20 protein-coding genes, 1 tRNA gene, 2 rRNA genes and 1 riboswitch are annotated in these 26,720 nt (G+C 57.0%); of the genes, 6 read left to right on the top strand and 17 right to left on the bottom strand.

The window, feature by feature from the left end; all coding sequences use genetic code 11:
• Positions 1 to 259 precede the first annotated feature (259 nt).
• Both pnp and QE432_RS13565 read left to right on the top strand, forming a co-directional pair.
• Positions 260 to 2,407 carry a polyribonucleotide nucleotidyltransferase gene (gene pnp / locus QE432_RS13570; RefSeq protein WP_003514278.1) on the top strand — a complete coding sequence of 716 codons (2,148 nt, stop codon included), beginning with the start codon at positions 260 to 262 and terminating at the stop codon, positions 2,405 to 2,407.
• Positions 2,408 to 2,482: 75 nt separating this feature from the next.
• Positions 2,483 to 3,499: a class I SAM-dependent methyltransferase gene (locus QE432_RS13565; protein ID WP_003514275.1), complete on the top strand. Its 1,017-nt coding sequence runs from the start codon at positions 2,483 to 2,485 to the stop codon at positions 3,497 to 3,499.
• A gap of 15 nt (positions 3,500 to 3,514) precedes the next feature.
• Here the strand turns inward: QE432_RS13565 and QE432_RS13560 are convergent, their stop codons facing one another.
• Positions 3,515 to 4,459, bottom strand: coding sequence for an AEC family transporter (locus QE432_RS13560; protein ID WP_013635221.1), 945 nt, complete (start codon positions 4,457 to 4,459; stop codon positions 3,515 to 3,517).
• A 536-nt stretch (positions 4,460 to 4,995) separates the two neighbouring features.
• Between QE432_RS13560 and QE432_RS13555 the strand changes: the two genes are divergently transcribed.
• Positions 4,996 to 5,988 carry an adenosine kinase gene (locus tag QE432_RS13555; RefSeq protein WP_003514270.1) on the top strand — a complete coding sequence of 331 codons (993 nt, stop codon included), beginning with the start codon at positions 4,996 to 4,998 and terminating at the stop codon, positions 5,986 to 5,988.
• Here the strand turns inward: QE432_RS13555 and QE432_RS13550 are convergent.
• The gene (locus QE432_RS13550) at positions 5,981 to 6,514 is read right to left on the bottom strand and encodes an SH3 domain-containing protein (RefSeq protein ID WP_306625943.1); all 534 of its coding nucleotides are present in this window, start codon (positions 6,512 to 6,514) and stop codon (positions 5,981 to 5,983) included. The two genes, QE432_RS13555 and QE432_RS13550, sit on opposite strands and share 8 nt — an antisense overlap.
• 180 nt (positions 6,515 to 6,694) lie before the next feature.
• Between QE432_RS13550 and QE432_RS13545 the strand changes: the two genes are divergently transcribed.
• Entirely contained in the window at positions 6,695 to 7,699 is a 1,005-nt protein-coding gene (locus QE432_RS13545) for a 2-hydroxyacid dehydrogenase (RefSeq protein WP_111804229.1), read from the top strand.
• Positions 7,700 to 7,778: 79 nt separating this feature from the next.
• Here the strand turns inward: QE432_RS13545 and QE432_RS13540 are convergent, their stop codons facing one another.
• Genes QE432_RS13540 through recF form a run of 3 tightly spaced genes read right to left on the bottom strand, consistent with a single transcriptional unit; the run spans position 7,779 to position 10,169 of the window.
• Positions 7,779 to 8,255 carry a GNAT family N-acetyltransferase gene (locus QE432_RS13540; protein ID WP_306624599.1) on the bottom strand — a complete coding sequence of 159 codons (477 nt, stop codon included), beginning with the start codon at positions 8,253 to 8,255 and terminating at the stop codon, positions 7,779 to 7,781.
• Positions 8,252 to 9,019 carry a molybdopterin-synthase adenylyltransferase MoeB gene (locus QE432_RS13535; protein WP_038489312.1) on the bottom strand — a complete coding sequence of 256 codons (768 nt, stop codon included), beginning with the start codon at positions 9,017 to 9,019 and terminating at the stop codon, positions 8,252 to 8,254. The genes QE432_RS13540 and QE432_RS13535 overlap by 4 nt, the downstream gene beginning before the upstream one ends.
• A gap of 22 nt (positions 9,020 to 9,041) precedes the next feature.
• Positions 9,042 to 10,169 carry a DNA replication/repair protein RecF gene (recF, locus tag QE432_RS13530; protein ID WP_111782922.1) on the bottom strand — a complete coding sequence of 376 codons (1,128 nt, stop codon included), beginning with the start codon at positions 10,167 to 10,169 and terminating at the stop codon, positions 9,042 to 9,044.
• A 160-nt stretch (positions 10,170 to 10,329) separates the two neighbouring features.
• On the opposite strand from recF, the gene QE432_RS13525 reads away from it, so the two are divergent.
• Positions 10,330 to 11,442, top strand: coding sequence for an alpha/beta hydrolase (locus tag QE432_RS13525; RefSeq protein WP_065661527.1), 1,113 nt, complete (start codon positions 10,330 to 10,332; stop codon positions 11,440 to 11,442).
• Between the two features lie 28 nt (positions 11,443 to 11,470).
• Here QE432_RS13525 and nrdF read toward each other — a convergent pair whose 3' ends face one another.
• The 8 genes from nrdF to QE432_RS13485 form a co-directional block, all read right to left on the bottom strand.
• Positions 11,471 to 12,445 carry a class 1b ribonucleoside-diphosphate reductase subunit beta gene (gene nrdF / locus QE432_RS13520; RefSeq protein ID WP_003514262.1) on the bottom strand — a complete coding sequence of 325 codons (975 nt, stop codon included), beginning with the start codon at positions 12,443 to 12,445 and terminating at the stop codon, positions 11,471 to 11,473.
• A gap of 16 nt (positions 12,446 to 12,461) precedes the next feature.
• Positions 12,462 to 14,651: a class 1b ribonucleoside-diphosphate reductase subunit alpha gene (gene nrdE, locus QE432_RS13515; protein WP_075807520.1), complete on the bottom strand. Its 2,190-nt coding sequence runs from the start codon at positions 14,649 to 14,651 to the stop codon at positions 12,462 to 12,464.
• Positions 14,639 to 15,037 carry a class Ib ribonucleoside-diphosphate reductase assembly flavoprotein NrdI gene (nrdI, locus tag QE432_RS13510; protein WP_003514252.1) on the bottom strand — a complete coding sequence of 133 codons (399 nt, stop codon included), beginning with the start codon at positions 15,035 to 15,037 and terminating at the stop codon, positions 14,639 to 14,641. The genes nrdE and nrdI overlap by 13 nt, the downstream gene beginning before the upstream one ends.
• A gap of 12 nt (positions 15,038 to 15,049) precedes the next feature.
• A complete protein-coding gene (gene nrdH / locus QE432_RS13505; RefSeq protein ID WP_013635213.1) occupies positions 15,050 to 15,271 on the bottom strand; it encodes a glutaredoxin-like protein NrdH in 222 nt (73 codons plus the stop codon).
• 256 nt (positions 15,272 to 15,527) lie between these two features.
• Positions 15,528 to 15,751, bottom strand: a riboswitch (cobalamin riboswitch).
• A 131-nt stretch (positions 15,752 to 15,882) separates the two neighbouring features.
• Positions 15,883 to 16,512, bottom strand: a complete 630-nt coding sequence (locus QE432_RS13500) for a nucleoside triphosphate hydrolase (protein ID WP_065659734.1) — start codon at positions 16,510 to 16,512, stop codon at positions 15,883 to 15,885.
• Positions 16,509 to 17,291, bottom strand: a complete 783-nt coding sequence (locus tag QE432_RS13495) for an ATP-binding cassette domain-containing protein (protein ID WP_013635211.1) — start codon at positions 17,289 to 17,291, stop codon at positions 16,509 to 16,511. The genes QE432_RS13500 and QE432_RS13495 overlap by 4 nt, the downstream gene beginning before the upstream one ends.
• Positions 17,291 to 18,373, bottom strand: coding sequence for an ABC transporter permease (locus QE432_RS13490; protein WP_038489298.1), 1,083 nt, complete (start codon positions 18,371 to 18,373; stop codon positions 17,291 to 17,293). Before QE432_RS13490 ends, QE432_RS13495 begins: the two co-directional genes overlap by 1 nt.
• 223 nt (positions 18,374 to 18,596) lie before the next feature.
• Positions 18,597 to 19,619, bottom strand: a complete 1,023-nt coding sequence (locus tag QE432_RS13485) for a sugar ABC transporter substrate-binding protein (RefSeq protein ID WP_003514241.1) — start codon at positions 19,617 to 19,619, stop codon at positions 18,597 to 18,599.
• Between the two features lie 266 nt (positions 19,620 to 19,885).
• On the opposite strand from QE432_RS13485, the gene QE432_RS13480 reads away from it, so the two are divergent.
• Positions 19,886 to 21,118, top strand: coding sequence for an ROK family transcriptional regulator (locus tag QE432_RS13480; RefSeq protein WP_065661530.1), 1,233 nt, complete (start codon positions 19,886 to 19,888; stop codon positions 21,116 to 21,118).
• Between the two features lie 54 nt (positions 21,119 to 21,172).
• On the opposite strand, the gene recQ is transcribed toward QE432_RS13480, so the two are convergent.
• The 4 genes from recQ to QE432_RS13460 form a co-directional block, all read right to left on the bottom strand.
• The gene (recQ, locus tag QE432_RS13475) at positions 21,173 to 22,981 is read right to left on the bottom strand and encodes a DNA helicase RecQ (RefSeq protein WP_306624589.1); all 1,809 of its coding nucleotides are present in this window, start codon (positions 22,979 to 22,981) and stop codon (positions 21,173 to 21,175) included.
• Between the two features lie 195 nt (positions 22,982 to 23,176).
• A tRNA-Met gene (locus QE432_RS13470) sits at positions 23,177 to 23,253 on the bottom strand.
• A 288-nt stretch (positions 23,254 to 23,541) separates the two neighbouring features.
• Positions 23,542 to 23,656, bottom strand: a 5S ribosomal RNA gene (gene rrf / locus QE432_RS13465).
• Positions 23,657 to 23,882: 226 nt separating this feature from the next.
• Positions 23,883 to 26,689: ribosomal RNA gene (locus QE432_RS13460) — 23S ribosomal RNA — on the bottom strand.
• Positions 26,690 to 26,720: the final 31 nt, after the last annotated feature.

Here is a 26,720-nt window from a genome sequence, read left to right as displayed (position 1 = left end):
GCGGGTTTCGCAACGATACCCGCCGGTTTTTATATCTGGCCTTTTGAAGGTCATCTTCAATTTCCGGGCGTTCGCCATAGATGTGGCCCCCGGACGATAAGGCAGCCCCGGATGGGCCGGTGCAGCCTTTTCAACCGCAGACCTGTCATGGGGCAGGATTGCCGGATGCTTGCACCTTGAAAGCCTCCGGCTGTCTTGCCCGTGATTGCGTCGTTCGTTGCCCCCTCGCAAGGCGGGCATACACAAACAAGGACAAGATATGTTCAATAAACACTCCGTGGAAATCGAATGGGCTGGCCGCCCGCTGAAGCTCGAGACAGGCAAGGTTGCCCGTCAGGCTGACGGCGCCGTCATCGCAACCTACGGCGAGACGATGGTTCTTGCGACGGTGGTTTCCGCAAAGTCTCCGAAGCCTGGACAGGACTTCTTCCCGCTCACCGTGAACTACCAGGAAAAGACCTACGCAGCCGGCAAGATCCCCGGCGGCTATTTCAAGCGCGAAGGCCGTCCGTCGGAAAAGGAAACGCTGGTTTCCCGCCTGATCGACCGTCCGATCCGCCCGCTGTTTCCTGAAGGCTACAAGAACGACACGCAGGTTGTCGTAACGGTCATTCAGCACGACCTCGAAAATGACCCGGACGTTCTGTCGATGGTTGCCGCATCCGCTGCGCTCACACTGTCTGGCATTCCTTTCATGGGCCCGGTCGGCGGCGCGCGCGTTGGTTACATCAACGGCGAATATGTTCTGAACCCGCATCTTGATGAGATGGATGAATCGGTTCTGGATCTGGTTGTTGCCGGCACGCAGGACGCCGTCCTGATGGTGGAGTCGGAAGCCAAGGAACTCAACGAAGACGTCATGCTCGGCGCCGTCATGTTCGGCCATCGCGGCTTCCAGCCGGTTATCGACGCGATCATCAAGCTCGCTGAAGTTGCCGCCAAGGAACCGCGCGAATTCGAACCGGAAGATTTCTCCGCACTCGAAAACGAAATGCTCGGCCTTGCCGAAACCGAACTGCGCACCGCCTACAAGATCACCGAAAAGGCTGCCCGTTACGCCGCCGTCGACGCCGTAAAGGCGAAGGTCAAGGCTCACTTCCTGCCGGAAGAAGGCGAAGCGAAGTATAGCCCTGAAGAAATCGGCGCTGTCTTCAAGCACCTTCAGGCGAAGATCGTTCGCTGGAACGTTCTCGACACCAAGAGCCGCATCGATGGCCGCGACCTGTCGACCGTTCGTCCGATCGTTTCGGAAGTTGGCATCCTGCCGCGTACGCACGGCTCGGCGCTGTTCACCCGTGGTGAAACCCAGGCGATCGTTGTTGCGACGCTCGGCACCGGCGAAGACGAACAGTATGTCGACAGCCTGACCGGCATGTACAAGGAACGTTTCCTTCTGCATTACAACTTCCCGCCGTACTCGGTCGGTGAAACGGGCCGTATGGGTTCCCCGGGCCGTCGCGAAATCGGTCACGGCAAGCTCGCATGGCGCGCTATCCGTCCGATGCTGCCGACTGCGGAACAGTTCCCCTACACGCTGCGCGTCGTTTCCGAAATCACCGAGTCCAACGGCTCTTCGTCGATGGCAACGGTTTGCGGCACCTCGCTTGCACTGATGGACGCTGGCGTACCGCTGGCCAAGCCAGTTGCCGGTATCGCCATGGGCCTTATCCTTGAAGGCGAGCGCTTTGCGGTTCTCTCCGACATCCTGGGTGACGAAGATCACCTCGGCGATATGGACTTCAAGGTTGCAGGTACTGCCGACGGCATCACCTCGCTGCAGATGGACATCAAGATCGCCGGTATCACCGAAGAGATCATGAAGATCGCTCTGGAGCAGGCACAGGGTGGCCGCAAGCACATCCTCGGCGAGATGGCGAATGCCATCACCGAGAGCCGCGGCCAGCTTGGCGAATTCGCACCGCGCATCGAAGTGATGAACATTCCGGTCGACAAGATCCGTGAAGTCATCGGTTCGGGCGGCAAGGTCATCCGCGAAATCGTCGAAAAGACCGGCGCCAAGATCAACATCGAAGACGATGGCACCGTCAAGATCGCTTCTGCTTCCGGCAAGGAAATCGAAGCGGCCCGCAAGTGGATCCATTCGATCGTTGCAGAACCGGAAGTCGGCCAGATCTACGAAGGTACGGTCGTCAAAACCGCTGACTTCGGCGCTTTCGTCAACTTCTTCGGCGCCCGCGACGGCCTCGTTCACATCTCGCAGCTCGCTTCCGAGCGTGTCGCCAAGACCTCCGACGTCGTCAAGGAAGGCGACAAGGTCTGGGTCAAGCTGATGGGCTTCGACGAGCGTGGCAAGGTTCGCCTGTCCATGAAGGTTGTCGACCAGGCAACCGGCAAGGAAGTTGCCGCAGACAAGAAGAAGGAAGATGGCGAAGCCGCTGCCGAATAAGGCAGCCTCGCCAGACCCTATCGAGGCGCGGGTTTTGCCCGCGCCTTTTTTCTATTCCATCTTGAGGACGCTCCAATGAGCCGTGATGCTGTTAAAACCCTTTTCCATCCCTTTGCCGCAGAGATGCTCGACTTGCCGAAAGAGGGCGAGCGCGTTCTGTTTCTGGGAGCGGAAGCCGGCCCGCGGCTAGACGGTTTTAACGCTGACATCGTCTCGGTTCAGAATTTTCGACCGCTTTACCGGGCTCTTCAGGCGCAGAACGCAGAGGTCACGCCGGATATTTCCGGCGAGGACTACGATGCGGCGTTGCTGCTTTGCGGCAAACATCGCGGCGAGAACGAAAACCGCGTCGCTGAAGCGCTCTCTCGCGTCAAGGCGGGTGGGTTGATCGTGGCGGCGGGATCGAAGGAAGACGGCATCCTGACGCTGCGCAAGACGCTGGCAAAGCTTGGCATCGAGGCGGAATCGACGCCGAAGTACCACGGCGTCGCCCTCTGGTTCAAACGGCCGGAAGACGTTGCATCTGCCGTGTCGAAACTCGCGCAACATTCCGTTACGGTTGCTGGCCGTTTCACCGCCATGCCCGGCATGTTCTCGCATGACCGCGTGGACGATGGCTCGGAGCTGCTCGCGTCGCGCCTGCCGACCGACTTCGACGGCAACGCCGCCGATTTCGGCGCAGGCTGGGGTTATCTCTCGGTCATGCTGGCGGAAAAATCGCCGCGCACGGCGCGTATCGATCTTTTCGAAGCGGACTGGAACGCGCTCGAATTCGCCAAAACCAATCTTCTTGAAAACAATCCGCGACTGACGGCGCGCTTCTTCTGGCAGGACCTTGCAAACGAGCCGCCGAAAGAAAAATACGACCTCATCATCATGAACCCGCCTTTCCACGCGGCAGGACAGGCGGCAGAACCCGCTCTCGGTCAGGCCTTTATCAAGACGGCTGCCGGCGCGCTTCGCAACGGTGGAAAGCTGCTGATGGTCGCCAATCGCGGCATGCCCTATGAGCCGGTTCTGGCGGCGGAATTCCGCACCAGCGCCGAGGTATGCCGCAACGCGCGCTTCAAGATCCTGAGCGCCCAGAAGTAAGCAATTCGAGCATCATCAGCTCAACAGCCATGCCCACAGCGACACGGAAAGAACACCGGTCGCCGTGGAAATGCTGATGGTGGAGGCCGCAACGCTGTGGCCGATGCCGAAGCGGTTGGCGATCAGCCATGCATTCACCCCTGTCGGCACCGACGAGGTGAGCACGAGGGCAGCTGTCCATTCCCGACTGAGGCCGAGAGCATGGCCCATGGCCCACACGCAGGCGGGCAGAAGCAGCAGTTTGAAAACCGTCATGGTGACGGCAATCCCAAGATTACCGCGAATGGTGTATTTCGTCAGCGCCATGCCGAGCGAGATGAGCGCTGCCGGTCCCGCCATGGACGCGATCTGATCAACCACGGTCTTAAGGATGGGCGTGAGCGTCACGCCTGAAACATTGGTCGAAAGCCCGATGAAAAGTCCGATCACCAGCGGATTTGTGATGAGGTTGCGGCCGACCTGCCTGAAGACAGAAGCCATGCTGCGCTTTTCGCCGCCCACCGCCTTATGCGTGGCGTTCTCCATCAGGATGGTACCGGCAATCATCATGACCGGCAGATGGATGGCCAGCAGAATGGAGAGGGCGACCAGCCCCTCATCCCCGATGGACCGCCCTACGAGCGGCAGGCCGATGAAGATATTGTTGGCAAAGGCCGAGGATATGCCGGCTATGACGGCGATGCGACTATCCTGCTTGAAGATGTACCGCGTGACGATATGCCCAACCGTCCAGGTTACGGCCACGCCGGCGAAATAGGTCAGCCACAGCCGGAAGGGCGATGCGCCATGAAAATTCGCCTCCGCAAGAGTGCGGAAGATCAAAGTCGGCACGGCGATCTTGAACACGAAATCGCTGAGAATCTCACCGGCATCAGCCCTAAACAAGCCGGCCTTGACGGTGAGCCAGCCGATCAGGATAAGAATGAAAATCGGAGCGACGTTCGCGGCAACGGCAGACATGGAGGGAGAGCTTTCGCGGCTTTTGCGGGAGATACTCCGCTTTAGAGCCTTTTCCAAGGGAATGGAATCGCGAAAACGCTGCACCCGGATGTTTCATTTAATACGCGACGTAGCTCCGTCAGGTATTTTTGCAGAAAGCCCCTCAAAACCGGTCACTGGATCAAGTGGCGCTGCGGTCGGTTTTTCGAGTACCGTCTATAATGAAAACCCGCTTGCGGCACTCTAGAAAGAGGCGCACCAAAGGTGGACCAAAAGAAAAAGCCGGGGTTTCCCCCGCCTTTTGTCATATCCGTTATACGCCGTCAGTACATCCGTGACGGAGATAACGGGTGAGCCAGAAGACCTCATGTCTTCTATTCTGGTCCGTATTCACGCACCGTTTGCTCTGATCGGAGTGATAGCTTAACCACATTACAGGCACATGACGCGTTTCTGTCTCTGGTGGAGAACCGCATATTTTCCCTTTGGGCTTTTCTTGCCGCCAGAATTGTTTAAGACCGTTCAAAAATGTGCACCCTGCAAACCGGATAGGGCCTATGACGAAATTCGACGTACTGACTGTCGGCAATGCCATCGTCGACATCATTTCCCGTTGTGATGATCGCTTCCTCAATGATAACGCCATCACCAAGGGCGCGATGAACCTCATCGACGCGGAGCGGGCCGAACTGCTCTATTCGCTGATGGGACCCGCGCTCGAGGCCTCCGGCGGAAGTGCGGGCAACACGGCGGCGGGCGTGGCGAATTTCGGTGGCAGGGCGGCTTATTTCGGCAAGGTGGCAGAAGATCAGCTCGGCGAAATCTTCCAACACGATATCCGCGCGCAGGGCGTCTATTTCGAAACGAAGCCGGAAGGCACGTTTCCGCCGACTGCCCGCTCGATGATCTTCGTCACGGAAGACGGTGAGCGCTCGATGAACACCTATCTCGGCGCCTGCGTCGATCTCGGTCCGGAAGATGTAGAAGAAGACGTCGTGGCGAACACGAAGGTCACCTATTTCGAAGGTTACTTGTGGGATCCGCCGCGCGCCAAGGATGCCATTCGCGATTGCGCCCGCATTGCGCATGAGAACGGCCGTGAAGTCTCCATGACGCTTTCAGACAGTTTCTGCGTTGGCCGATACCGCGAAGAATTTCTCGACCTGATGCGTTCCGGCACCGTGGACATCGTTTTCGCCAACAAGCAGGAAGCTCTCTCGCTTTATGAAACCGACGATTTCGAGCTGGCGCTGACGAAAATCGCTGCCGATTGCAAGATCGCAGCGGTGACGATGAGCGAAGAAGGTGCCGTTATCCTGCGCGGCACGGAACGCGTGAAGGTAGAAGCCTATCCGGTGTATGACGTGGTCGACACAACGGGTGCCGGCGATCTTTTCGCCGCCGGCTTCCTGTTCGGTTACACGCAGGATCGGTCTCTGGAAGATTGCGGCAAACTCGGCTGCCTTGCTGCTGCCGCCGTCATTCAGCAGGTCGGGCCGCGTCCGATGTCATCGCTCAAGGCGCTGGGCGAGAAAAACGGCCTTATTTAAAGGCCTCGCCGGGATAAGCACCCCAGATTTCACCCTGCGACACCCAGCCTGAGGCCTGACCGGCCTCGGCGCGGCACCAGTCGCCGTTGCATTCACCGATCCTGAAGACGACACCCGGCTCCAGCCGGGCGATGACGGAGGCGCCCGACTGTGCGTCGCGGCGCATGTTCACGTAGACATCCTTGCCCTTGCCGCGCATCCACGGCGCGGCGACTGCCGTGCGCTCACCGGAAAGCAGCGCCTGGTTAACCCAGCCTTCCGTGCCATCGGCATCGCGGATGCGCCGCCAGTTCTCATATTCCTGAATGATTTCAACCGGCATTCCCGATTTCATATACATCCAGGAAACGGCATAATCCGTGCTGGGTCCGATGCGCATGTTGACGCGCTTGGATTTCAGGCTGACAAAACGCGGCAAAGGCAGGCCGCTTGCGCCTTTGGCAGCGCCTTGCGCCATGGCCTCGTTCGCCACACCAAAGAGGCCCAGAGACGATGCAATGCAAACCATAGAAACCACACTGCGCATGCCCATTTCCGTTTCCTGCCTTCTGCAAACCGGATTAAATTCGAGGAGGCTCGTTTCCACACGCCTCAAGCTTCGGCGAGTTTTATTTGTCTTCGCCGGTGGGTCTGGTAGAAACGCCCTGATTGAAAGAAATTATCGCTCTTTCTGGTTAATGACTTCTGAACAAGGCAGCGGCAAACGATGACCCACAAGAAGAGACCGACAGTCTATATCACCCGCAAATTGCCTGACGTCGTCGAAACCAGAATGCGAGAACTCTTCGATGCCGAACTGAATATCGACGATACGCAGCGCCGCGAGGAAGAGCTTGTGGCCGCCATGCAGCGGGTCGACGTTCTGGTGCCGACGGTCACGGACCGCATCACCGCCGGCATGATCGAGAAAGCAGGGCCGCAACTGAAGCTGATCGCAAGCTTCTCCAACGGCATAGACCATGTGGATGTGGACGCGGCTGCCCGAAAGGGCATCACAGTGACCAACACGCCCAACGTGCTGACCGAAGACAGCGCCGATATCACCATGGCGCTGGTGCTGGCCGTGCCGCGCCGTCTGATCGAAGGCACGCGCGTGCTTGCCAATGGCGCCGACGAATGGCTGGGCTGGTCGCCGACCTGGATGCTGGGACGGCGCATTTCCGGTAAACGCATCGGCATTGTCGGCATGGGCCGCATCGGTACGGCAGTTGCGCGGCGCGCCAAGGCTTTCGGCCTCTCCATACACTATCACAACCGCAAGCGCGTCAACCCGGCGACGGAAGCGGAGCTTGAGGCAACCTATTGGGATAGCCTCGACCAGATGCTGGCGCGGGTGGATATTGTTTCCGTCAATTGCCCCTCCACACCTGCGACCTATCACCTGATCTCGGCACGACGGCTCGCGCTGATGCAGCCGACAAGCTACATCGTCAACACGGCGCGCGGCGATATCATCGATGAGGCGGCAATGATCCAGTGCCTGCGCGACGGAAAGATCGCCGGAGCCGGTCTCGATGTCTACGAAAACGAACCCGCAATCAATCCCAAGCTCATCAAGCTCGCGAGAGAAGGAAAGGTCGTGCTGCTTCCCCATATGGGCTCGGCAACGATCGAGGGACGCATCGAGATGGGTGACAAGGTCATCATCAACATCCGCACGCTTTTCGACGGACACCGACCGCCGAACCGGGTGCTGCCGGGGCGGAACTGAACCGGTTCAGACAAGCCGTGTCTGCTCGTGACGTGGAAGGGAGAAGCAGGCTTTTAAGCGGATCAAAAATTGAGCCGTCTCAGCCGAGGAATTTCGTCATTTCAATCGAGGTCGTGCGGTCGTAACCCGGATGGGCGTTTTCAGCGGTTTTGATGAAACCCCAGGCGGCGAATTTCGCGTGATTGCCGACAAGCTCGATACGCGTTTCCAGCCGCAGCGCCGGTAACGCCAATTCGCGGGCCAATGCTTCGGCCCGTTCCAGAAGCATTTTGCCGATGCCTTTGCCCTGCGCTTTCAGGGAGACGCACAGCTTGCCGACGTAAAGGCACGCCGGTGGTTCCTGCCGGCAAAACAGGCAGCCAACAATCTCATCACCATCCAGCGCCACGAAAGCGGTCTCCGCCCTCGCCTTCTCCGCGAGATTTTCGAGCGTCAAACGGTGAGCGGACGATGGTGGGTCGATGACGCCGTCCATATAGGCGAAGGACGACATGATAAGCGCAAGCAGCTCCTGCCAGCGCTCGAATTCTTCGCTAATCCTTGTGATCTCAGTCATGTTTTTTTTCCAGCATGGCGGCGCTTGTAACGCACGGTTTCGAAGCGGGCCGACAGGGCGTCATAGAGAAGCAGGCGGCCGACCAATGGCTCGCCGGCAGCGGTGATCACCTTGATGGCCTCCATGGCCATGATCGTGCCGATCACGCCGGTCAAAGCGCCGACGATGCCCGTTTCCGCGCAATTCGGAATAAGCCCCTGCGGCGGTGGCTCGGGAAACAGATCGCGATACCCCGGCAGCAGATTACCATCGGCACCCGCCTCATAGGGTTTCAGCACCGTTACCGAACCATCGAAACGGCCGACAGCGCCCGTTACCAGCGGCCTTTTAGCAGCCTCTGCGGCATCGGCAGCGGCATAACGTGTGTCGAAATTATCAGAACCGTCGATAAGGAGATCGAAGGATGGCAGATGGGTGTGCGCCCAGACCTGCGAAAAACGCTCCTCAAAAACAAGGGTACGCACATGCGGGTTGAGCCGGGCGATGGCTGCGCGGGCGCTTGCCGTTTTCAGCTCACCGATCGTGCCGGTATCGTGGATCACCTGCCGCTGGAGATTGGACAGGGAGACCACGTCGTCATCGATCAGGCCAAGCGTGCCGACACCGGCTGCAGCAAGATAATGAAGGACAGGCGCGCCGAGGCCACCAGCCCCGATTACCAGCACCCGCGCGGCCTTCAGACGCTGCTGCCCGGCACCGCCGATTTCCGGCAAGAGAATATGGCGCTTGTAGCGTTCGATTTCGTCCGGGCTCAGCGGGTCCATGTCGCACTCCATTTTTTCGCCGTCATGCCGTGATGCCCCCTTGGGAAACATTGAAGAATTGCGCCCTGTCGCCAAGGGCGGAGAACATTGCCGCATCCGTTCCGGTCATGAAACTCTGACCACCGAGCGCGTGAATGAGATCGAACAGAGCCGCCCGCCTGCCCTCATCCAGATGCGCAGCAATTTCGTCGAGCAGCAGAACCGGCGCATGGCCGGTCATGTTGGCGGTGAGCTGGGCATGCGCAAGCACCAATCCCACCAGCAGCGCCTTCTGTTCTCCGGTCGAGCAACGCTCTGCCTCCATGTTCTTTTCCGCATGGCGCACGAACAGATCGACACGGTGTGGCCCATCAAGCGTGCGGCCTGCCGCCGCGTCTCGATACCGGCCTTCGCGCAGCATAAGCCTATACTCGTCTTCCAGATCGACAGCCGGCCGGTTGAGCGTGTCGTCCATGAAACCCGAGAGCGCCAGCGCTGCAGAGGGGAAGGCAGCATTGCCGGAACGGCCTTCGATGAGGCTCTTCAAAAGACCCAACATTTCATAGCGCGCGAGCGCCATGGAAATGCCGAGTTCCGCCATCTGCTTCTCGATACCGTCCAGCCAGACCGGATCGAAACGGCCTTCCGAAAGCAGACGGTTGCGGCCGCGCATGGCCTTTTCGAAGTCGCTTGCCCGCCGTCCATGCGCGGGATCGAGCGAGAGCACCAACCGATCGAGAAAACGCCGGCGATCCGAGGATGAACCGGTAAAAAGCCCATCCATGGCAGGCGTCAGCCACAGCACCCGCAGATGATCCGTCAATTCATCGACCGACTTCACCGATGTCCCGTTCAGCCTCAGGCGGCGCGACACTACCTCGCCGTCACCCTCGATCCCGGTTCCGATGGCGACCTCGCCGTCCATGCCGTCGACATCCGCAAAAATCGAAAAACCGGCGGCCTCCGCCCCCACTCGCGTCACATCGGACAGGGTGGCGCGGCGCAGGCCCCTTCCGGGCGACAGAAACGAAACGGCCTCCAGGAGATTGGTCTTGCCGGAACCGTTGTCACCCGTCAGCACCACGTGGCGGTCATCCAGCACAAGCGACGCCGCCGCATAGTTGCGGAAGTCCGTGAGTTTCAGCCGTAAAAGCGACACCTTATTCGTCATCTGTACGGCCTAAAACGAACATAGCTGGATAGCAAGGTGGGGAATGCGTCGTCCCCCCGCATTGAACATAATGCCACCACACCGCAATCCAGTCTCCAGTAGCAACTTTTTGAGCGGCCGGTTATTTATGCGTGGTCCCTCATTATCGGTAACCCCATCCATGCGCCTGATTTTTTCGCTCCTCCTCGCTTTCAGCCTTCTTTCATCCTGCGCGGGCAGGCCGGGGGCGGATGTGTTGCAGGCCATAAACACCAAGACCACCGATACGAAAATCGTGACAGCCTATGTGGCTAGCACGCGGGAGAAAAACAACGAGGCCAAAAAGGGCTTTAGCGCTGGGCGGGCGGCTGAGCTGAATTATGCGCGCTTCGACATTTCCATTCCTCCCAGCCATAAAAGCGGAAATATCGAATGGTCCAAAGGCAAGCCGAACCCGAGCAAGGATTTTGTCGTCACCAAAGCCGATATGCTGACGAAAACGCGTTTCAATTCCGATCTTGGCGACGTCACCCGATCCGGCAAGCAGATCGCGCTTTTTGTGCATGGCTATAATTACAGCTATCAGGAAGCCTTGTTCCGTGCGGCACAAATGGCAGCCGATGCCAATATGGATGGTGTGCCGCTGGTCTTTTCCTGGCCGTCCCAGGCGAGCGTCACCGGTTACGTGGCCGACAAGGAATCAGCGACCTATTCGCGAGACGCGCTGGCCATGGTGCTGACCGACCTTACCAGGCAAACACCGAAAAAAAGCATTGTCGTGTTCGGTCACAGCATGGGCGGCTGGCTGGTCATGGAAGCGCTGCGACAATTGCGCTTCGAAGGCAGGAACGATGTGCTTTCCAAACTACAGGTAGTGCTGGCCGCGCCGGATATAGACGCCGATGTTTTCCGCAAGCAGATCGAGGTGGTGGGAAGGCTCAATCCGCCGCTCACCATTCTCGTCTCCAAGGACGACCGCGCCCTGAAGGCTTCCTCCATCCTGGGGGCCGACGTCACCCGCATAGGCGCGCTGGATGTGACCGATCCCCAAGTGCAGGAAGCCGCCCTGAAAGAGGGCGTTCAGTTCGTTGACATCTCCAAGCTCAAGGCATCGGATCCGCTCAACCACGACCGCTATGCGGCACTCGCGTCGCTGGTGCCACAACTGGAGGCGAGCCGGAACGGCAACGGCGAAAACGGCATAGGCCGCGCGGGTGCCTTTGTGTTCGATGCTATCGGGGCAACAGTATCCAGCCCCTTCCGGCTTGCGAGCCAGGTCGTGAACCCGCAATAACTTTTGCGGGTTCTTGGCGACAACCGGTTCAGAAATCCCAGTCTTCGTCTTCTGTGGCGACCGCCTTGCCGATGACATAGGAAGAGCCGGAGCCGGAGAAGAAGTCGTGGTTCTCGTCGGCATTGGGAGACAGCGCCGAGAGGATCGCAGGATTGACCCGGCAAGCCTCGGGCGGAAACAGCGCCTCGTAACCCAGATTCATCAAGGCCTTGTTGGCGTTGTAATGCAGGAACTGCTTGACGTCTTCCGTCAGGCCAACGCCGTCATAGAGGTCTTGGGTATATTTGGCTTCGTTGTCGTAAAGCTCGAGCAAAAGATCGAAGGCGAAATCCTTGATCTCCTGTTTTTCCGCTTCGCCCAGACGTTCGAGCGCGCGCTGGAACTTGTAGCCGATGTAATAGCCATGCACGGCCTCATCGCGAATGATGAGACGGATCAAATCGGCCGTGTTGGTAAGCTTGGCGCGACTTGACCAGAACATTGGCAGGTAGAAGCCGGAATAGAACAGGAAGCTCTCCAGAAACACGCTGGCGACCTTCATTTTCAACGGATTTCCGCTATCATATTCGCGCATGATGAGCGCGGATTTGCGTTGCAGGAATTCGTTCTCCTCCGACCAGCGATAGGCGTCATCGACGTCAGGCGTGGAGCAGAGCGTCGAGAAGATCGAGGAATAGGAGCGGGCGTGGACCGCCTCCATGAAGGAGATGTTGGAAAGCACCGCCTCCTCGTGCGGCGTCGCCGAATCCGCCATCAGGCGCACGGAACCGACGCCGTTCTGGATCGTGTCCAGCAATGTCAGCCCGGTGAAGACGCGGATCGTCAGGGTCTGCTCTTCCGGCTTCAGCGTTCCCCAGGACGGGATATCGTTGGAGAGCGGCACCTTTTCCGGCAGCCAGAAATTCGATGTCAGGCGATTCCAGACTTCGAGATCCTTGTCATCCTCGATGCGGTTCCAGTTGACCGCGCGAATACGGGACGCGGGTTTTACGGCAATGTTCATTGTCTTGTCCCTCAATTCAGAGCGTGCAGGATACGCAGCCCTGAACCTGCGTGCCTTCCAGCGCCATCTGGCGCAAACGGATGTAATAGATGGTCTTGATGCCTTTTTTCCAGGCGTAGATCTGCGCCCGGTTGATATCGCGCGTCGTTGCCGTATCGCGGAAGAACAGTGTCAGCGACAGGCCCTGATCGACATGCTGGGTGGCCGCCGCATAGGTATCTATGATCTTTTCCGGACCGATTTCGTAGGCATCCTGATAATATTCGAGATTGTCGTTCGAAAGGTAGGAAGCCGGATAATAAACACGGCCGATCTTGCCTTCCTTGCGAATTTCAATCTTCGAGACGATCGGATGGATCGAGGAGGTCGAGTGGTTGATATAGGAGATCGAGCCTGTGGGCGGCACGGCCTGAAGGTTCTGGTTATAGAGGCCGGTCTCCATGACGGCCTGCTTCAACGCTTTCCAGTCCTCCTGTGTCGGAATGGAAATGCCGGCTTTCTCAAAAAGGTCGCGGACCTTTTCCGTCGCGGGCAACCATTCCCGGTCGGTATATTTATCGAAGTAGTCGCCCGAGGCATATTTGGAGTTTTCAAAGCCCTTGAAGCTCTGGCCCCTTTCAGTGGCAAGGCGATTGCTGGCGCGGATGGCGTGATAGGTCACCGTGTAGAAATAGATATTGGTGAAATCGATGCCTTCTTCGGAGCCGTAGAAGATGCGCTCGCGCGCCAGATAGCCATGCAGGTTCATCTGACCAAGCCCGATGGCGTGGCTCGCATCATTGCCCTTTTCCACGGAAGGGACAGACGAGATGTGGCTCATGTCAGAAACGGCCGTCAGCGCCCGGATGGAGGTTTCGATCGTCTTGCCGAAATCAGCCGAATCCATTGCTGAAGCAATGTTGAGCGAGCCGAGATTGCAGGAAATATCCTTGCCCATATGGCTGTAAGAGAGATCGTCGTTGAACTCGCTCGCCTCGCTGACCTGTAGGATTTCCGAGCAGAGATTGCTCATGCTGATACGGCCGGCGATCGGATTGGCGCGGTTAACCGTATCCTCGAACATGATATAGGGGTAACCGCTTTCGAACTGGATTTCTGCGATGACTTGGAAGAACTCGCGTGCCTTTATCTTCTTCTTGCGGATGCGGCTGTCGGCGACCATTTCCTGATATTTTTCGCTGACGGAAATCTCGGTAAACGGCACGCCATAAACCCGCTCAACATCATAGGGTGAGAACAGGTACATATCCTCGTTGTTTCTCGCGAGTTCGAAGGTGATATCAGGGATCACCACGCCGAGCGAAAGGGTTTTGATGCGGATTTTTTCGTCGGCGTTTTCGCGCTTGGTATCGAGGAAACGCATGATGTCGGGGTGGTGGGCATGCAGGTAGACCGCGCCAGCGCCCTGGCGCGCGCCAAGCTGGTTGGCGTAGGAGAACGAATCTTCCAGCAGCTTCATGACAGGAATCACGCCAGAGGACTGGTTTTCGATCTGTTTGATCGGCGCGCCGGCTTCGCGAATATTGGTCAGGGACAGTGCTACGCCACCACCACGCTTGGAAAGCTGCAATGCTGAATTGATGGACCGGCCGATGCTTTCCATATTGTCTTCCACACGCAGCAGAAAACACGAAACCAGTTCACCGCGGCTTTTCTTGCCAGCGTTGAGAAAGGTCGGGGTTGCCGGCTGGAAGCGGCCGGAAATGATTTCATCCATCAGATCGCGGGCAAGTTGCTCGTCGCCACGCGCCAGAGCCAAAGCCACCATGCAGACGCGGTCCTCATAACGCTCCAGGTAACGCTTTCCGTCGAAAGTCTTCAGCGTATAGGACGTATAATATTTGAAGGCGCCGAGAAATGTCGGAAAACGGAACTTTCTGGCATAGGCCTCGTCGTAGAGGTCACGGACGAAATTGAAGGAATACTGGTCCAGCACCTCCTGTTCGTAATAGCCCTCGGTCACGAGATAATCGAGCTTTTCCCTGAGATTATGGAAAAACACCGTGTTTTGATTGACGTGCTGAAGGAAATATTGCCGTGCCGCAAGGCGGTCCTTGTCGAGCTGGATCTTCCCGTTTTCATCGTAGAGGTTCAGCATCGCGTTCAGCGCGTGATAGTCCAGTCCCGCGTCCAGGTGTTTCTGCGCGGCAGTTACTTGTTGTTTGGCATCCGTGTTGCGCACCGCGCTCGAGGTCAGCGTGTCCAAAATCGTTCCAATCCATGATTGACGTTGGCGACATCTTCCTCTGTGCCGAGAAGCTCGAAGCGGTAGAGAAACGGCACCGCGCATTTACGCGACACGATATCTCCGGCGGATGCGAAAGCTGCGCCAAAATTCGTATTTCCCGCCGCTATGACGCCGCGAATGAGATTTCGGTTTGAGGGCTCGTTCAAAAACCGGATAACCGGTTTCGGTACCGCTCCTTTCATGCCGCCGCCCCCATAGGTGGGGGTGACGAGAACATAGGGCTCCGACACGTGAGGAACGTCTTCCTCGGCGCCGAGCGGCAGGCGAAGCAATCGTCGCCCCAGTTTTTGAAGGAAGCGATGAGTGTTCTCAGACCGGCTGGAATAATAGACGATCAGCCCCATCGCATCGCCTCCTCAGCTGATCGAGCCAATCATGTCCGGACGGAAACCCGCCCAATGGCGTTCGCCGGCAACGACCACGGGAACCTGCATGTAACCAAGGCCGCGAACGCGATCGAGGGCATCCGCATCTTCGGAGATATCGACGATCTCGTAGCTGACACCGATGCGGTCAAGCGCACGATAGGTGGCAGTGCACTGGACGCAGGCGGGTTTGCTGTAAACGGTGACGGTCATTGTTTCCTCTTTCGAAGCCGCTTTTACGCACGGCTCAACATTGCCCGCCTGCAATCGCAAGCGGGTGGCGATGGTTCTGTCATTCTGGCGAGGCGCGCGGGTGAGGCCGCGTAAGATCTCTGTCTACGCCGACGAGCGTAGAAACTCATAAAAATGCACTGGCATGACTTCACCCCGAAGCTTGTTCTGGAGGGGGCAGAAAAGGGCGCACGCAATTCATTTGCGTCATACACCTTCCTTCCGGACACCCCGCCCGTGGACGTTTTCGCTCAAGGCAGGTCTCCTGACTTGCGGGTCAAAACATCCATTCCCACCTTCCCGGAGCTTTTAGCGCCAGTGGCTCAAATCGGAACGATGCTCACCGCTTACAGTTGCGGGGGCAGTTTCGGCATTGCTTCACCATAATGGTGTTGCGCACCGAATTCCCGTCTTAGCTCCCGACGCTTGCGAATCGAAAGAACCTTGAACACCACATATAGTATATGAGGAATTTTTTTCGTCAATAATTAGACATGCGAAAGCCCCACCCTGTGGATCAAAAAGATTCAACACATGGTCAACAAAGGCTTAACGGTGAATGCTCGATGCCGCCTACGGACGGAAGCGGCGGGTTATTCCCAAATATCGATGCGAATATCGGCGGGGCGGGAGTTCTCAATCACCCGCTTTCCGTTGGGAAGATCATTTTCGAACAGTTTGGCGTGAATCTCGGTCGCATCGAGACCATAGCCCTGCCATCTATCCCGCAGGCGTTCCTCGAGCACCGCAACGGATGGGCCTACGAAGACGGTAAGATCGAAGCTGCCGGAAAGCTTCGTCCACGGCGCCTCGTTCAACAGCAGATAGTTGCCTTCGGCAAGGATGAAGCGTGTTTCTGGCGCGATGGCGCGAGCGGAGGCAATGGCAATTTCGCGGGAGCGGTCAAAAACCGGGACAAGAACTTCCTGCCCGCCCTGACGAACTGCGGAGACGATATCAAGAAAGCCGCGCACGTCGAAGGTCTCCGGTGCGCCTTTTCGCGGCAAGAGCCCCCGTTCTTCGAGAATACCGTTATCCATATGGAAGCCGTCCATGGGCAGGACAGCCGCAGCCTCGCCGCGCGCCACGAGGGCACCGCACAGGGCATCCGCCAGCGTGGATTTGCCGGCCCCAGGGGGACCGGCAATGGCAATGATAAAACGAGATTTATCCTCTGCCCGCCGAAGAACGTCTTCGACGATCGTTTCAAGCTTCAGCGTCATGCGGCCAGCGTTTCCTTTGGCGCTTCCTTGGCGCCCGTCATGAAGGCGACAGCGTCGGACATGGTATAGTCCTTCGGATTGATGACGCACAAACGCTTGCCCAGCCGATGAATATGAATCCGGTCAGCAACCTCGAAAACATGCGGCATGTTGTGCGAGATGAGAACGATCGGTAGCCCTCGCGCGCGCACATCCAGAATAAGCTCGAGAACGCGGCGGCTTTCCTTGACGCCGAGCGCCGCTGTCGGTTCGTCAAGGATGACGACCTTGGAGCCGAAGGCGGCTGCACGCGCCACCGCAACACCCTGGCGCTGGCCGCCGGAGAGGGTTTCCACCGCCTGATTGATGTTCTGGATCGTCATCAGGCCGAGTTCAGAGAGTTTCTCACGGGCAAACTTTTCCATCGCCGGACGGTCCAGTGCCCTAAACAGGCTTCCCTGAATACCGGGTTTGCGGATTTCACGGCCGAGAAACATATTGTCGGCTATGGACAATGCGGGAGACAGGGCAAGGTTCTGATAAACGGTTTCGATACCAGCCTTGCGTGCCTCGATCGGCGAGCGGAACTGTACCGGCTTGCCTTCAAGCCTGATCTCCCCTTCATCGGGTGTCACCGCACCGGAAATCGCCTTGATGAGAGAGGATTTTCCAGCACCGTTATCACCAATGACGGCGAGGATTTCGCCCGGATAAAGGTCAAAATCGGCATTGTCGAGCGCAGTCACACGACCGTAGCGTTTAACGAGATTGCGTGCTGTGAGGATAGGTTCTTTTGCCATCAGCCTGCTACCTTTCTGATCCACTGGTCGATTGCGACAGCCAAGATGATAAGGACGCCGATCAACAGATAGGTCCATTGTGGGTCTGTTCCGATAAGTCGCAAGCCGAGAGAGAAGACACCGACGATCAGCGCGCCGAAGATCATGCCCATGATCGAGCCGCGTCCGCCAAACAGCGATATGCCGCCGATGACCACTGCGGTGATGGATTCGATGTTGGCAAACTGACCGGCGGTCGGCGATACCGAGCCGATGCGGCCGATGAGAGCCCAGCCCGCGAAGGCGCAGATAAGCCCGGAAAGTGTGTAGACGGTCGTCAGCATGCGCTTGACGTTAACGCCGGCAAGTTCGGCTGCGTCGGGATCATCACCCACTGCATAGAGATGTCGACCCCAGGCGGTGCGGTTCAGCACATACCAGAGCAGGGCAACCAGCAGAACCATCGCAATGACGCCATAGGTGAAGACGGCGCTGCCGATGCGGATATTGTTGCCGAAAAACTGGAGAATGGGCGCCTGTTGGACGATATCCTGTGAGCGGATCGTTTCGTTGGCCGAATAGAGGAAATTGGTGGCCAACACGATCTGCCACATGCCCAGTGTAACGATGAAGGGCGGCAGCCGCATGCGCGAAACCAGCACGCCATTGATAAAGCCACAAAATGCGCCAACTGCGAGACCGCAGATAATCGAGAGTTCGGCAGGCAAACCATAGCGGAACGTAAACTGTCCCATGACGACGGAGGACAGGACCATGATCGCACCGACCGAAAGATCGATACCCGCAGTCAGAATGACCAGCGACTGTGCCGCGCCGACGATGCCGACGATTGCCACCTGCTGAAGGATAAGGGTCAGCGAAAAGGCCGAGAAAAACTTGCCGCCCAGGGTCATGCCGAAGACAGCCAGCGACAACACCAGAACGATCAGCGGTACGGCCGCCGGGCTGGAATGCAGAAAATGCTGGAATTTTTCAAGCAAACTCTTGTTGTGCGTATCGAAAGCAGCGACCTGGGTCGAACTTCCCGACAGCACTTTTTCAAATTCATTATGCGGTTGAGCCCGCACTGGCTGATCGCTCATGGATTTTCCTCCCGATCGCTCCATCGCATCAGCCCCGAACCCGGGATTATTTTCCAGAGGGGACAATGCGTAGATTCAAACTGTTGAGAAGCGTGCCTCAGTTGCGTCCACGGACGCCGGGCGCGCTCGTTTGTTCCTGTCCGATCACCCAGATCGTTCTTTTTAACCATTCCGGTTCAAGGGCGGGGGCAAATTGCCCCCCGCCGATTTCAACGGTGAAGTATCAGCCCCAGCACTTCTTCAGGCCTTCCTTGGTGTCGATCGAATCGAGACCCTTGACCGGCTTGTCGGTTACCAGCGTTACGCCGGTGTCGAAGAAGTTCTTGCCTGCCGTCGGCTTCGGCTTTTCACCGGTGTCGGCAAACTTCTTGACGGCTTCCACGCCGAGTGCCGCCATCAGCAGCGGGTATTGCTGAGACGTTGCGCCGATCACGCCTTCCGCAACGTTCTTGACACCAGGGCAACCGCCATCGACTGAAACGATCAGAACATCCTTTTCGCGGCCGACGGCTTTCAGCGCTTCGTAAGCACCGGCAGCTGCAGGTTCGTTGATGGTGTGAACGACGTTGATGGTCGGATCCTTCTGCAGCAGATTTTCCATCGCAGAGCGGCCGCCTTCTTCGTTACCGTTGGTAACATCATGACCAACGATACGCTTGTCGTCTTCATCACCAATCTTGTTGATGTCCTTCACGTCGATGCCGAAGCCCTTCATGAAGCCCTGGTTGCGCAAAACATCAACGGTTGGCTGGGAAGGCGTGAGGTTGAGGAAGGCGATTTTCGCATCCTTGGCCTTGTCGCCGAGGGTGCCAGCAGCCCATTTGCCGATCAGCTCGCCGGCCAGAAGATTGTCGGTAGCGAAAGTGGAGTCAGCGGCATCAACGGGTTCGAGAGGCGTATCGAGGGCGATGACAAGAAGACCGGCATCGCGCGCCTTCTGCACGGCCGGAACGATGCCCTTGGTGTCAGATGCGGTAATCAGGATACCCTTGGAGCCATCGGCAATGCATGTCTCGATCGCGGCAACCTGGCTTTCGGAATCGCCATCGATCTTGCCGGCATAGGACTTCAGCGTCACGCCAAGTTCTTTAGCCTTGGCGGTTGCGCCTTCCTTCATCTTGACGAAAAAGGGATTGGTGTCGGTTTTGGTAATCAGGCAAACCGAAGTATCGGCGGCGGACGCGACGGACGCGAAAGAAACGCCGAGCGCAAGCGCGCCCAGAAGAGCGGAAACAGTCGTCTTCATTGTAATCCTCCCATTGAATGTTTGAGTACCGTGACGGTTACCCGACGATCTCGTCTCCTCCGAGAACAGCGACCGTTGACACAGATGGAACCACCAAAGGAAACGGCTGTCAATAAATAAATCCGATTGAATTATTAATTCCGTATGGCATTCTAACAAGCGGCAGGGAGGAATATCGCCGCGTCGTTTAACGTTGCGATAGCAAGATTGCCATAAAGCCTGCATGTATCGGTCGCGGCGGATATGGCGGGCGGGAGGATGAAACTATGAGACAATCTGTCGAGACGGCGCCGCCCGCGCCGTCCACCAACATGGATATGAGCGGCGGCGCCAACCAGATCGGGGTGCGTGCCTATAACGAGCGGCTTGTGCTGTCGCTGGTTCGCCGCCACGGCGGCTTGTCGAAAGCCGAAATATCCAGGCTTTGCGGTCTCTCGGCGCAGACCGTCTCGGTCATCATGCGCTCGCTCGAAAGTGACGGTCTTCTTATTCGTGGCGAAAGACTGCGCGGCAAGGTCGGGCAGCCTTCAACGCCGATGCGCCTCAATCCCGATGCCGTCTTCTCGTTTGGCGTGAAAATCGGCCGTCGCAGCGTCGATCTGGTGCTGATGGATTTCGTCGGCCGGATCAAGCTGAAGCTCCGCAGAACTTACCCCTATCCTATGCCGGAATGGATTTTGCCATTCGTCATCGAGGGTATCACGGAACTCGAATCCAAGCTCTCTCCGGCCGAACGGCAAAAAATTGCCGGTGTCGGCATTGCCGCGCCGTTCGAATTGTGGAACTGGGCGCAGGAGGTGGGCGCCCCGCAGAATGAGATGGAGCGCTGGCGCGACGTCGATATCCGTTCCGAAATTGCGGATGGCGTCAGCTATCCGGTTTTCCTGCAGAACGATGCGACCAGTGCCTGCGGTGCAGAACTGGTTTTTGGTGCAGGCCAGAACTACCCCGATTTTCTCTATATCTTCATCGGATCCTTCATCGGTGGCGGTGTCGTTTTAAATTCCGCACTGTTTTCCGGAAAGACGGGCACCGCCGGTGCAATCGGCCCCCTTCCGGTTCAGGGGCAGGACGGCAACACGGTCCAGCTTCTGAAAATCGCCTCCATCTTCGTTCTGGAAAACATGTTGCGCGAACGCGGCATCGATCCACGTCCCCTGTGGTTCTCGCCGGATGAATGGATCGATTTCGGCGAGCCGCTGGAAAGCTGGATCGGAAAAACGGCCGCGGCCCTTGCGCAAGCCGTCATCGCTGCAGCCTCCATCATCGATTTTTCCAGCGTCATCATCGATGGCGGTTTTCCGGATTGGGTCAGAGCAAGAATAGTCTCCGCCACCCGCCTTGCCCTCAAACATCACGATCTTCAGGGTGTTACGCTGCCGGAGATCATCGAGGGAGCGGTCGGCAGCCAGGCCCGGGCTATCGGGGGAGCGAGCCTGCCCCTGTTTTCCCGTTATCTCATCGACCAGAATGTTCTGTTCAAGGACACCACAGGCTGAGGTTTCAGGCCCTGCCGAAATTTCCTGGTGGGACTCTTTGCCGGATTCAAATGGTCACTCGCTGGCGGCATGTTCCACGATCGCTGCCAGAAAAGCAGGGCCGTATCGTTCCAGCTTTGTGTCTCCCACTCCAGGTATCTGCGCCATTTCTCCCACAGAGGCCGGTCTTGCTGCCGCAAGCTCAATGAGTGTCTTGTCGTGGAAAATCACATAGGGCGGAACGTTCTGCGCGCGGGCAATTTCCATGCGCTTCGCACGCAGCGCCTCAAAGAGACTGCGATCGGCATCCGGTAGAACAATGGCGGTGGGCTTGCGATTCGTCTGTTGTCGCGCCGAACGGGGAGCGGACGGTATCCTCAACATCAGGGACGGCTTTTCGCGCAGGAACCGCCTCCCTTCTTCGGAAATGGACAATCCCCCGTGACCGGCCAGATCAACCTCGATCAGCCGCAGCGCAACCATCTGGCGCAGGATGGCCCGCCAGGTGCGATTGTCGTGCTCTTTGCCGATGCCGTAGGTCGTGATCCGATCGTGACCAAAGCTCGATATCCGTTCATCTTCCATGCCCAGCAATACGCGGATGACATAGGCCTGGCCGAAACGTTCTCCCGTGCGGTAAATGCAGGACAGCAACTTTTGCGCGGCAATGGCACCATCAAACAGGTCCGGCGGTTCCGCACAGGTGTCGCAATTGCCGCAGGGCTCGCAATGGTCGCCAAAATAAGACAAAAGCACCCGCCGACGGCAACCGGCTGTTTCCGCGAGACCAAGCAACGCATCGAGCTTCCGGCCCTCCATGTTTTTGCGCTGGTCGCCCGCATCCGACTCTTCGATAAAGCGGTTGCGCAATGCGATGTCTTCATAACCGTAAAGCATAAGCACGTCGGACGGCAGACCATCACGGCCAGCACGGCCGGTTTCCTGATAATAGGCTTCGATGCTGCTGGGCAGATCGATATGCACGACGAAGCGCACATCCGGTTTGTCGATGCCCATGCCGAAAGCCACGGTTGCAACCATGATGACCGCTTCACCATGCTGGAAGTGGGTCTGGTTCGCCTCGCGGGCGCCCTTGTCCATGCCGGCGTGATAGGGCAGCGCATCGCGCCCCTCCTCACGCAGCCAGGCTGCCGTCTCATCGACCTTCCGTTTGGAAAGGCAATAGACGATGCCGCTTTCGTCTTCGCGACCCGTCAGGAAGCGCTTCAGCTGCGTACGTGGATTATCCTTTTCCATGATCGCATAGCGGATATTTGGCCGATCGAATCCGGCTATGAAGGCGTCGCTTCCGTTGATCCCGAGATGACCCAGAATTTCGGCGCGGGTTGGCTCGTCCGCAGTCGCCGTGAGCGCCATGCGTGGCGTATCCGGAAAGCGCTCGATCAACGTGTCTAGCTGGCGGTAAGGGGGACGGAAATCGTGCCCCCACTGCGATAGACAATGAGCTTCGTCGATCGCGATCAGCGACAGGCTGATAGGTTGAAGCGCATCCAGAACATCCGGCTTGAGAAGGGTCTCCGGCGCGGCATAGAGAATATCAACCTTGCCAGCCCACATATCCTGCCAGAGTATCCGCCGCTCTTCTGGAGAAAGATCGGAGTTGAGAGCTTTTGCCCGCACACCTGCCTGACGCAAGGCGGCGACCTGATCAACCATCAGCGCGATCAGGGGCGAAACAACCAGCCCCATTCCCTTACGGGCGAGCGCCGGAATCTGGTAACAAAGCGACTTCCCGCCCCCTGTTGGCATCAATACAAAAGCATTGTTGCCTGCCATCACATGCCGGATGATTTCGGCCTGCTGTCCACGAAACGTATCGTAGCCATAGACGGTCTTGAGAATCTGCAAGGGATCGGTGGTCACGTTGGCTTTCTTATGAGCTGGACGGTTTACGCATCATGGCAAAATCAGGGGCTATCGCAACGCAGAAAAGCTGAATCAGTCGCAGAGAAAAGAGCGCCAATTGTGGACGATGCGAACTTATATAGGTTTGGATGTTATTTGAGGTATTTCGCAAAAGAAAACCCCGCAGCTTAAGCTACGGGGTTTTTGAGAAGATGGTTGCGGGGGCAGGATTTGAACCTGCGGCCTTCAGGTTATGAGCCTGACGAGCTACCGGGCTGCTCCACCCCGCGTTACCAGCGTAAATCCCTATTGGATTTATCGCGACCAGCGTAAATCCCTATGGGATTTATCGCGACCAGCGTAAATCCGTATTGGATTTATCGCGACTGCATCACAGGGACGCTGTGATGTATAGTTCCGGAGCAAATTGCCGAAGGCGATTTGTCTCCTTTAAGGGACGCACGTTGCGTTTTCCTTATGTTTTCATGTTACGCAATGCAAAAAGGCCGCTTTGAGCGGCCCTTTGTATCGGCTGGGCCGAAGAGTTTGCTTGAGAAGATATTTGTTGCGTTTTGCAGACCTGGCAGCGACCTACTCTCCCGCGTCTTGAGACGGAGTACCATTGGCGCTGGGGCGTTTCACGGCCGTGTTCGGAATGGGAACGGGTGCAGCCGCCCCGCGATAACCACCAGGTCGGCAAAACGCAACACAGTTCATGTTTTCACATGAGTGTTGTTTCGAGAAGCTGGGAAGCTTGCGCTTCATTTAATTTAACACGTCTTTCTGCGACCTTTCCCGTATGTTTGCCATACAGACCAGAGGTCGTCGCGCCCTGTGGCGCGGCCCGTCCGGAGCGCTATGCGCGTCAGGACAGAACAGAACAGATGATGTTCATCTTTGATGAGCATGAACAATGGGAACGAAGAAGTCGATCGAGCTATTAGTAACGGTAAGCTTCACATGTTGCCATGCTTCCACACCCGTCCTATCAACGTGGTCGTCTTCCACGGCTCTGATAGGGAACACTCGTTTTCAGGTTGGTTTCCCGCTTAGATGCCTTCAGCGGTTATCCATTCCGTATATAGCTACTCTGCTATGCCCTTGGCAGGACAACAGATCCACCAGAGATACGTCCATCCCGGTCCTCTCGTACTAGGGACAGATCCTGTCAATATTCCTACACCCACGGCAGATAGGGACCGAACTGTCTCACGACGTTCTGAACCCAACTCACGTACCGCTTTAAATGGCGAACAGCCATACCCTTGGGACCTGCTCCAGCCCCAGGATGCGATGAGTCGACATCGAGGTGCCAAACAACCCCGTCGATATGGACTCTTGGGGGTCATCAGCCTGTTATCCCCGGCGTACCTTTTATCCGTTGAGCGATGGCCCTTCCACACGGGACCACCGGATCACTATGACCGACTTTCGTCTCTGCTCGACTTGTCAGTCTCGCAGTCAGGCGGGCTTATGCCATTGCACTCGACGACCGATTTCCGACCGGTCTGAGCCCACCATCGCGCGCCTCCGTTACTCTTTCGGAGGCGACCGCCCCAGTCAAACTACCCACCATACACTGTCCCGGATCCGGATAACGGACCGCGGTTAGACATCCACGAAGATAAGGGTGGTATTTCAAGGATGGCTCCACAAGAACTGGCGTCCCTGCTTCAAAGCCTACCACCTATCCTACACATGCCTTGGCGAATGCCAGTGTAAAGCTATAGTAAAGGTGCACGGGGTCTTTCCGTCTGACCGCAGGAACCCCGCATCTTCACGGGGAATTCAATTTCACTGAGTCTATGTTGGAGACAGCGGGGAAGTCGTTACGCCATTCGTGCAGGTCGGAACTTACCCGACAAGGAATTTCGCTACCTTAGGACCGTTATAGTTACGGCCGCCGTTTACTGGGGCTTCAGTTCAGAGCTTGCACCCCTCCCTTTAACCTTCCAGCACCGGGCAGGCGTCAGACCCTATACGTCGTATTGCTACTTCGCAGAGCCCTGTGTTTTTGATAAACAGTCGCTACCCCCTGGTCTGTGCCACCCCATCATACTTGCGTAAAATGGGGTCACGCTTCTTCCGAAGTTACGCGTGCAATTTGCCGAGTTCCTTCAACATAGTTCTCTCAAGCGCCTTGGTATACTCTACCTGACCACCTGTGTCGGTTTCGGGTACGGTCTATACGGTGGAGCTATTTCCTGGAACCTCTTCGCCGCACATTCAATCCAGTAAGAATGTACAACACACGAGATCCGTCACTACCACCAGGCCCACGAATATTAACGTGGTTCCCATCGACTACGCGTGTCCGCCTCGTCTTAGGGGCCGGCTAACCCTGCTCAGATTAACTTTAAGCAGGAACCCTTGGTCTTTCGGCGAGGGAGTCTCTCACTCCCTTTATCGTTACTCATGTCAACATTCGCACTTCCGATATCTCCAGCAGCCCTCACGGGTCCGCCTTCACAGACTTACGGAACGCTCCGCTACCACGCAACAGTCACTACAACTGTCACATCCTCAGCTTCGGTGCATGGCTTTAGCCCCGTTACATTTTCGGCGCAAAGACCCTTATTTAGACCAGTGAGCTGTTACGCTTTCTTTAAATGATGGCTGCTTCTAAGCCAACATCCTGGTTGTTTTGGGATCCTCACATCCTTTCCCACTTAGCCATGACTTGGGGACCTTAGCTGGAGGTCAGGGTTGTTGCCCTTTTCACGACGGACGTTAGCACCCGCCGTGTGTCTGCCGACTAGTACTCCTCGGTATTCGGAGTTTGGTTAGGATCAGTAAGACGGTGAGTCCCCATAGCCCATCCAGTGCTCTACCCCCGAGGGTATTCGGTCGACGCTCTACCTAAATAGATTTCGCGGAGAACCAGCTATTTCCGAGTTTGATTGGCCTTTCACCCCTAGCCACAAGTCATCCCAATCTATTGCAACAGATACGGGTTCGGCCCTCCAGTTGGTGTTACCCAACCTTCAGCCTGCTCATGGCTAGATCACTCGGTTTCGGGTCTAATGCAACTAACTCAATCGCCCTATTCAGACTCGCTTTCGCTGCGCCTACACCTACCGGCTTAAGCTTGCTAGTTACACTAAGTCGTTGACCCATTATACAAAAGGTACGCCGTCACCCTTGCGGGCTCCGACTGTTTGTAGGCATCCGGTTTCAGGTTCTATTTCACTCCCCTCGTCGGGGTGCTTTTCACCTTTCCCTCACGGTACTTGTTCGCTATCGGTCATGCACGAGTACTTAGGCTTGGAGAGTGGTCTCCCCATGTTCAGACAGGATTTCACGTGCCCCGCCCTACTCAAGGACAATGACTGTTCTACGCGTAAGGGGCTATCACCCTCTATGGCCGACTTTTCCAAATCGTTCCGCTTTATTCATCATTGCCACTGGCCTGGTCCGCGTTCGCTCGCCACTACTTACGGAGTCTCGGTTGATGTCCTTTCCTGCAGGTACTTAGATGTTTCAGTTCCCTGCGTTCGCTTCTTACCCCTATGTATTCGAAAGTAAGATACCTTATAACAATGCTTGGAAACCCAGGCCGTTCATAAAACAGACTGGATTTTCCAAGCATTTAAGGTGGGTTGCCCCATTCGGAGATCCATGGATCAAAGCTTATTCGCAGCTCCCCACGGCTTTTCGCAGCGTATCACGTCCTTCTTCGCCTGTGCATGCCAAGGCATCCACCAAATGCCCTTAATTCACTTCTTCGTTCTCATTGTCTATGCTCATCCATATTTGC

It is taken from the genome of Agrobacterium sp. SORGH_AS_0745, from assembly GCF_030818995.1.
GTDB classification, from domain to species: Bacteria; Pseudomonadota; Alphaproteobacteria; order Rhizobiales; family Rhizobiaceae; genus Agrobacterium; species Agrobacterium tumefaciens.
The sequence above is the reverse complement of the archived record's forward strand: the minus strand, read 5'-3'. Positions and strand labels throughout refer to the sequence as shown.

Bases quoted from the DNA above. Each gene is read 5' to 3' on its own strand.
- QE432_RS13500 (WP_065659734.1), bottom strand. From the start codon at position 16,512: ATGACGCTGAAGCTTGAAACGATCGTCGAAGACGTTCTTCGGCGGGCA.
- QE432_RS13525 (WP_065661527.1), top strand. From the start codon at position 10,330: ATGCGCCTGATTTTTTCGCTCCTCCTCGCTTTCAGCCTTCTTTCATCC.
- QE432_RS13495 (WP_013635211.1), bottom strand. From the start codon at position 17,291: ATGGCAAAAGAACCTATCCTCACAGCACGCAATCTCGTTAAACGCTAC.
- QE432_RS13490 (WP_038489298.1), bottom strand. From the start codon at position 18,373: ATGAGCGATCAGCCAGTGCGGGCTCAACCGCATAATGAATTTGAAAAA.
- QE432_RS13550 (WP_306625943.1), bottom strand. From the start codon at position 6,514: ATGCGCAGTGTGGTTTCTATGGTTTGCATTGCATCGTCTCTGGGCCTC.
- recF (WP_111782922.1), bottom strand. From the start codon at position 10,169: ATGACGAATAAGGTGTCGCTTTTACGGCTGAAACTCACGGACTTCCGC.
- pnp (WP_003514278.1), top strand. From the start codon at position 260: ATGTTCAATAAACACTCCGTGGAAATCGAATGGGCTGGCCGCCCGCTG.
- QE432_RS13565 (WP_003514275.1), top strand. From the start codon at position 2,483: ATGAGCCGTGATGCTGTTAAAACCCTTTTCCATCCCTTTGCCGCAGAG.
- nrdH (WP_013635213.1), bottom strand. From the start codon at position 15,271: ATGACCGTCACCGTTTACAGCAAACCCGCCTGCGTCCAGTGCACTGCC.
- QE432_RS13545 (WP_111804229.1), top strand. From the start codon at position 6,695: ATGACCCACAAGAAGAGACCGACAGTCTATATCACCCGCAAATTGCCT.
- QE432_RS13560 (WP_013635221.1), bottom strand. From the start codon at position 4,459: ATGTCTGCCGTTGCCGCGAACGTCGCTCCGATTTTCATTCTTATCCTG.
- nrdF (WP_003514262.1), bottom strand. From the start codon at position 12,445: ATGAACATTGCCGTAAAACCCGCGTCCCGTATTCGCGCGGTCAACTGG.
- QE432_RS13540 (WP_306624599.1), bottom strand. From the start codon at position 8,255: ATGACTGAGATCACAAGGATTAGCGAAGAATTCGAGCGCTGGCAGGAG.
- QE432_RS13555 (WP_003514270.1), top strand. From the start codon at position 4,996: ATGACGAAATTCGACGTACTGACTGTCGGCAATGCCATCGTCGACATC.
- QE432_RS13480 (WP_065661530.1), top strand. From the start codon at position 19,886: ATGAGACAATCTGTCGAGACGGCGCCGCCCGCGCCGTCCACCAACATG.
- nrdI (WP_003514252.1), bottom strand. From the start codon at position 15,037: ATGGGGCTGATCGTCTATTATTCCAGCCGGTCTGAGAACACTCATCGC.
- QE432_RS13535 (WP_038489312.1), bottom strand. From the start codon at position 9,019: ATGGACCCGCTGAGCCCGGACGAAATCGAACGCTACAAGCGCCATATT.
- QE432_RS13485 (WP_003514241.1), bottom strand. From the start codon at position 19,619: ATGAAGACGACTGTTTCCGCTCTTCTGGGCGCGCTTGCGCTCGGCGTT.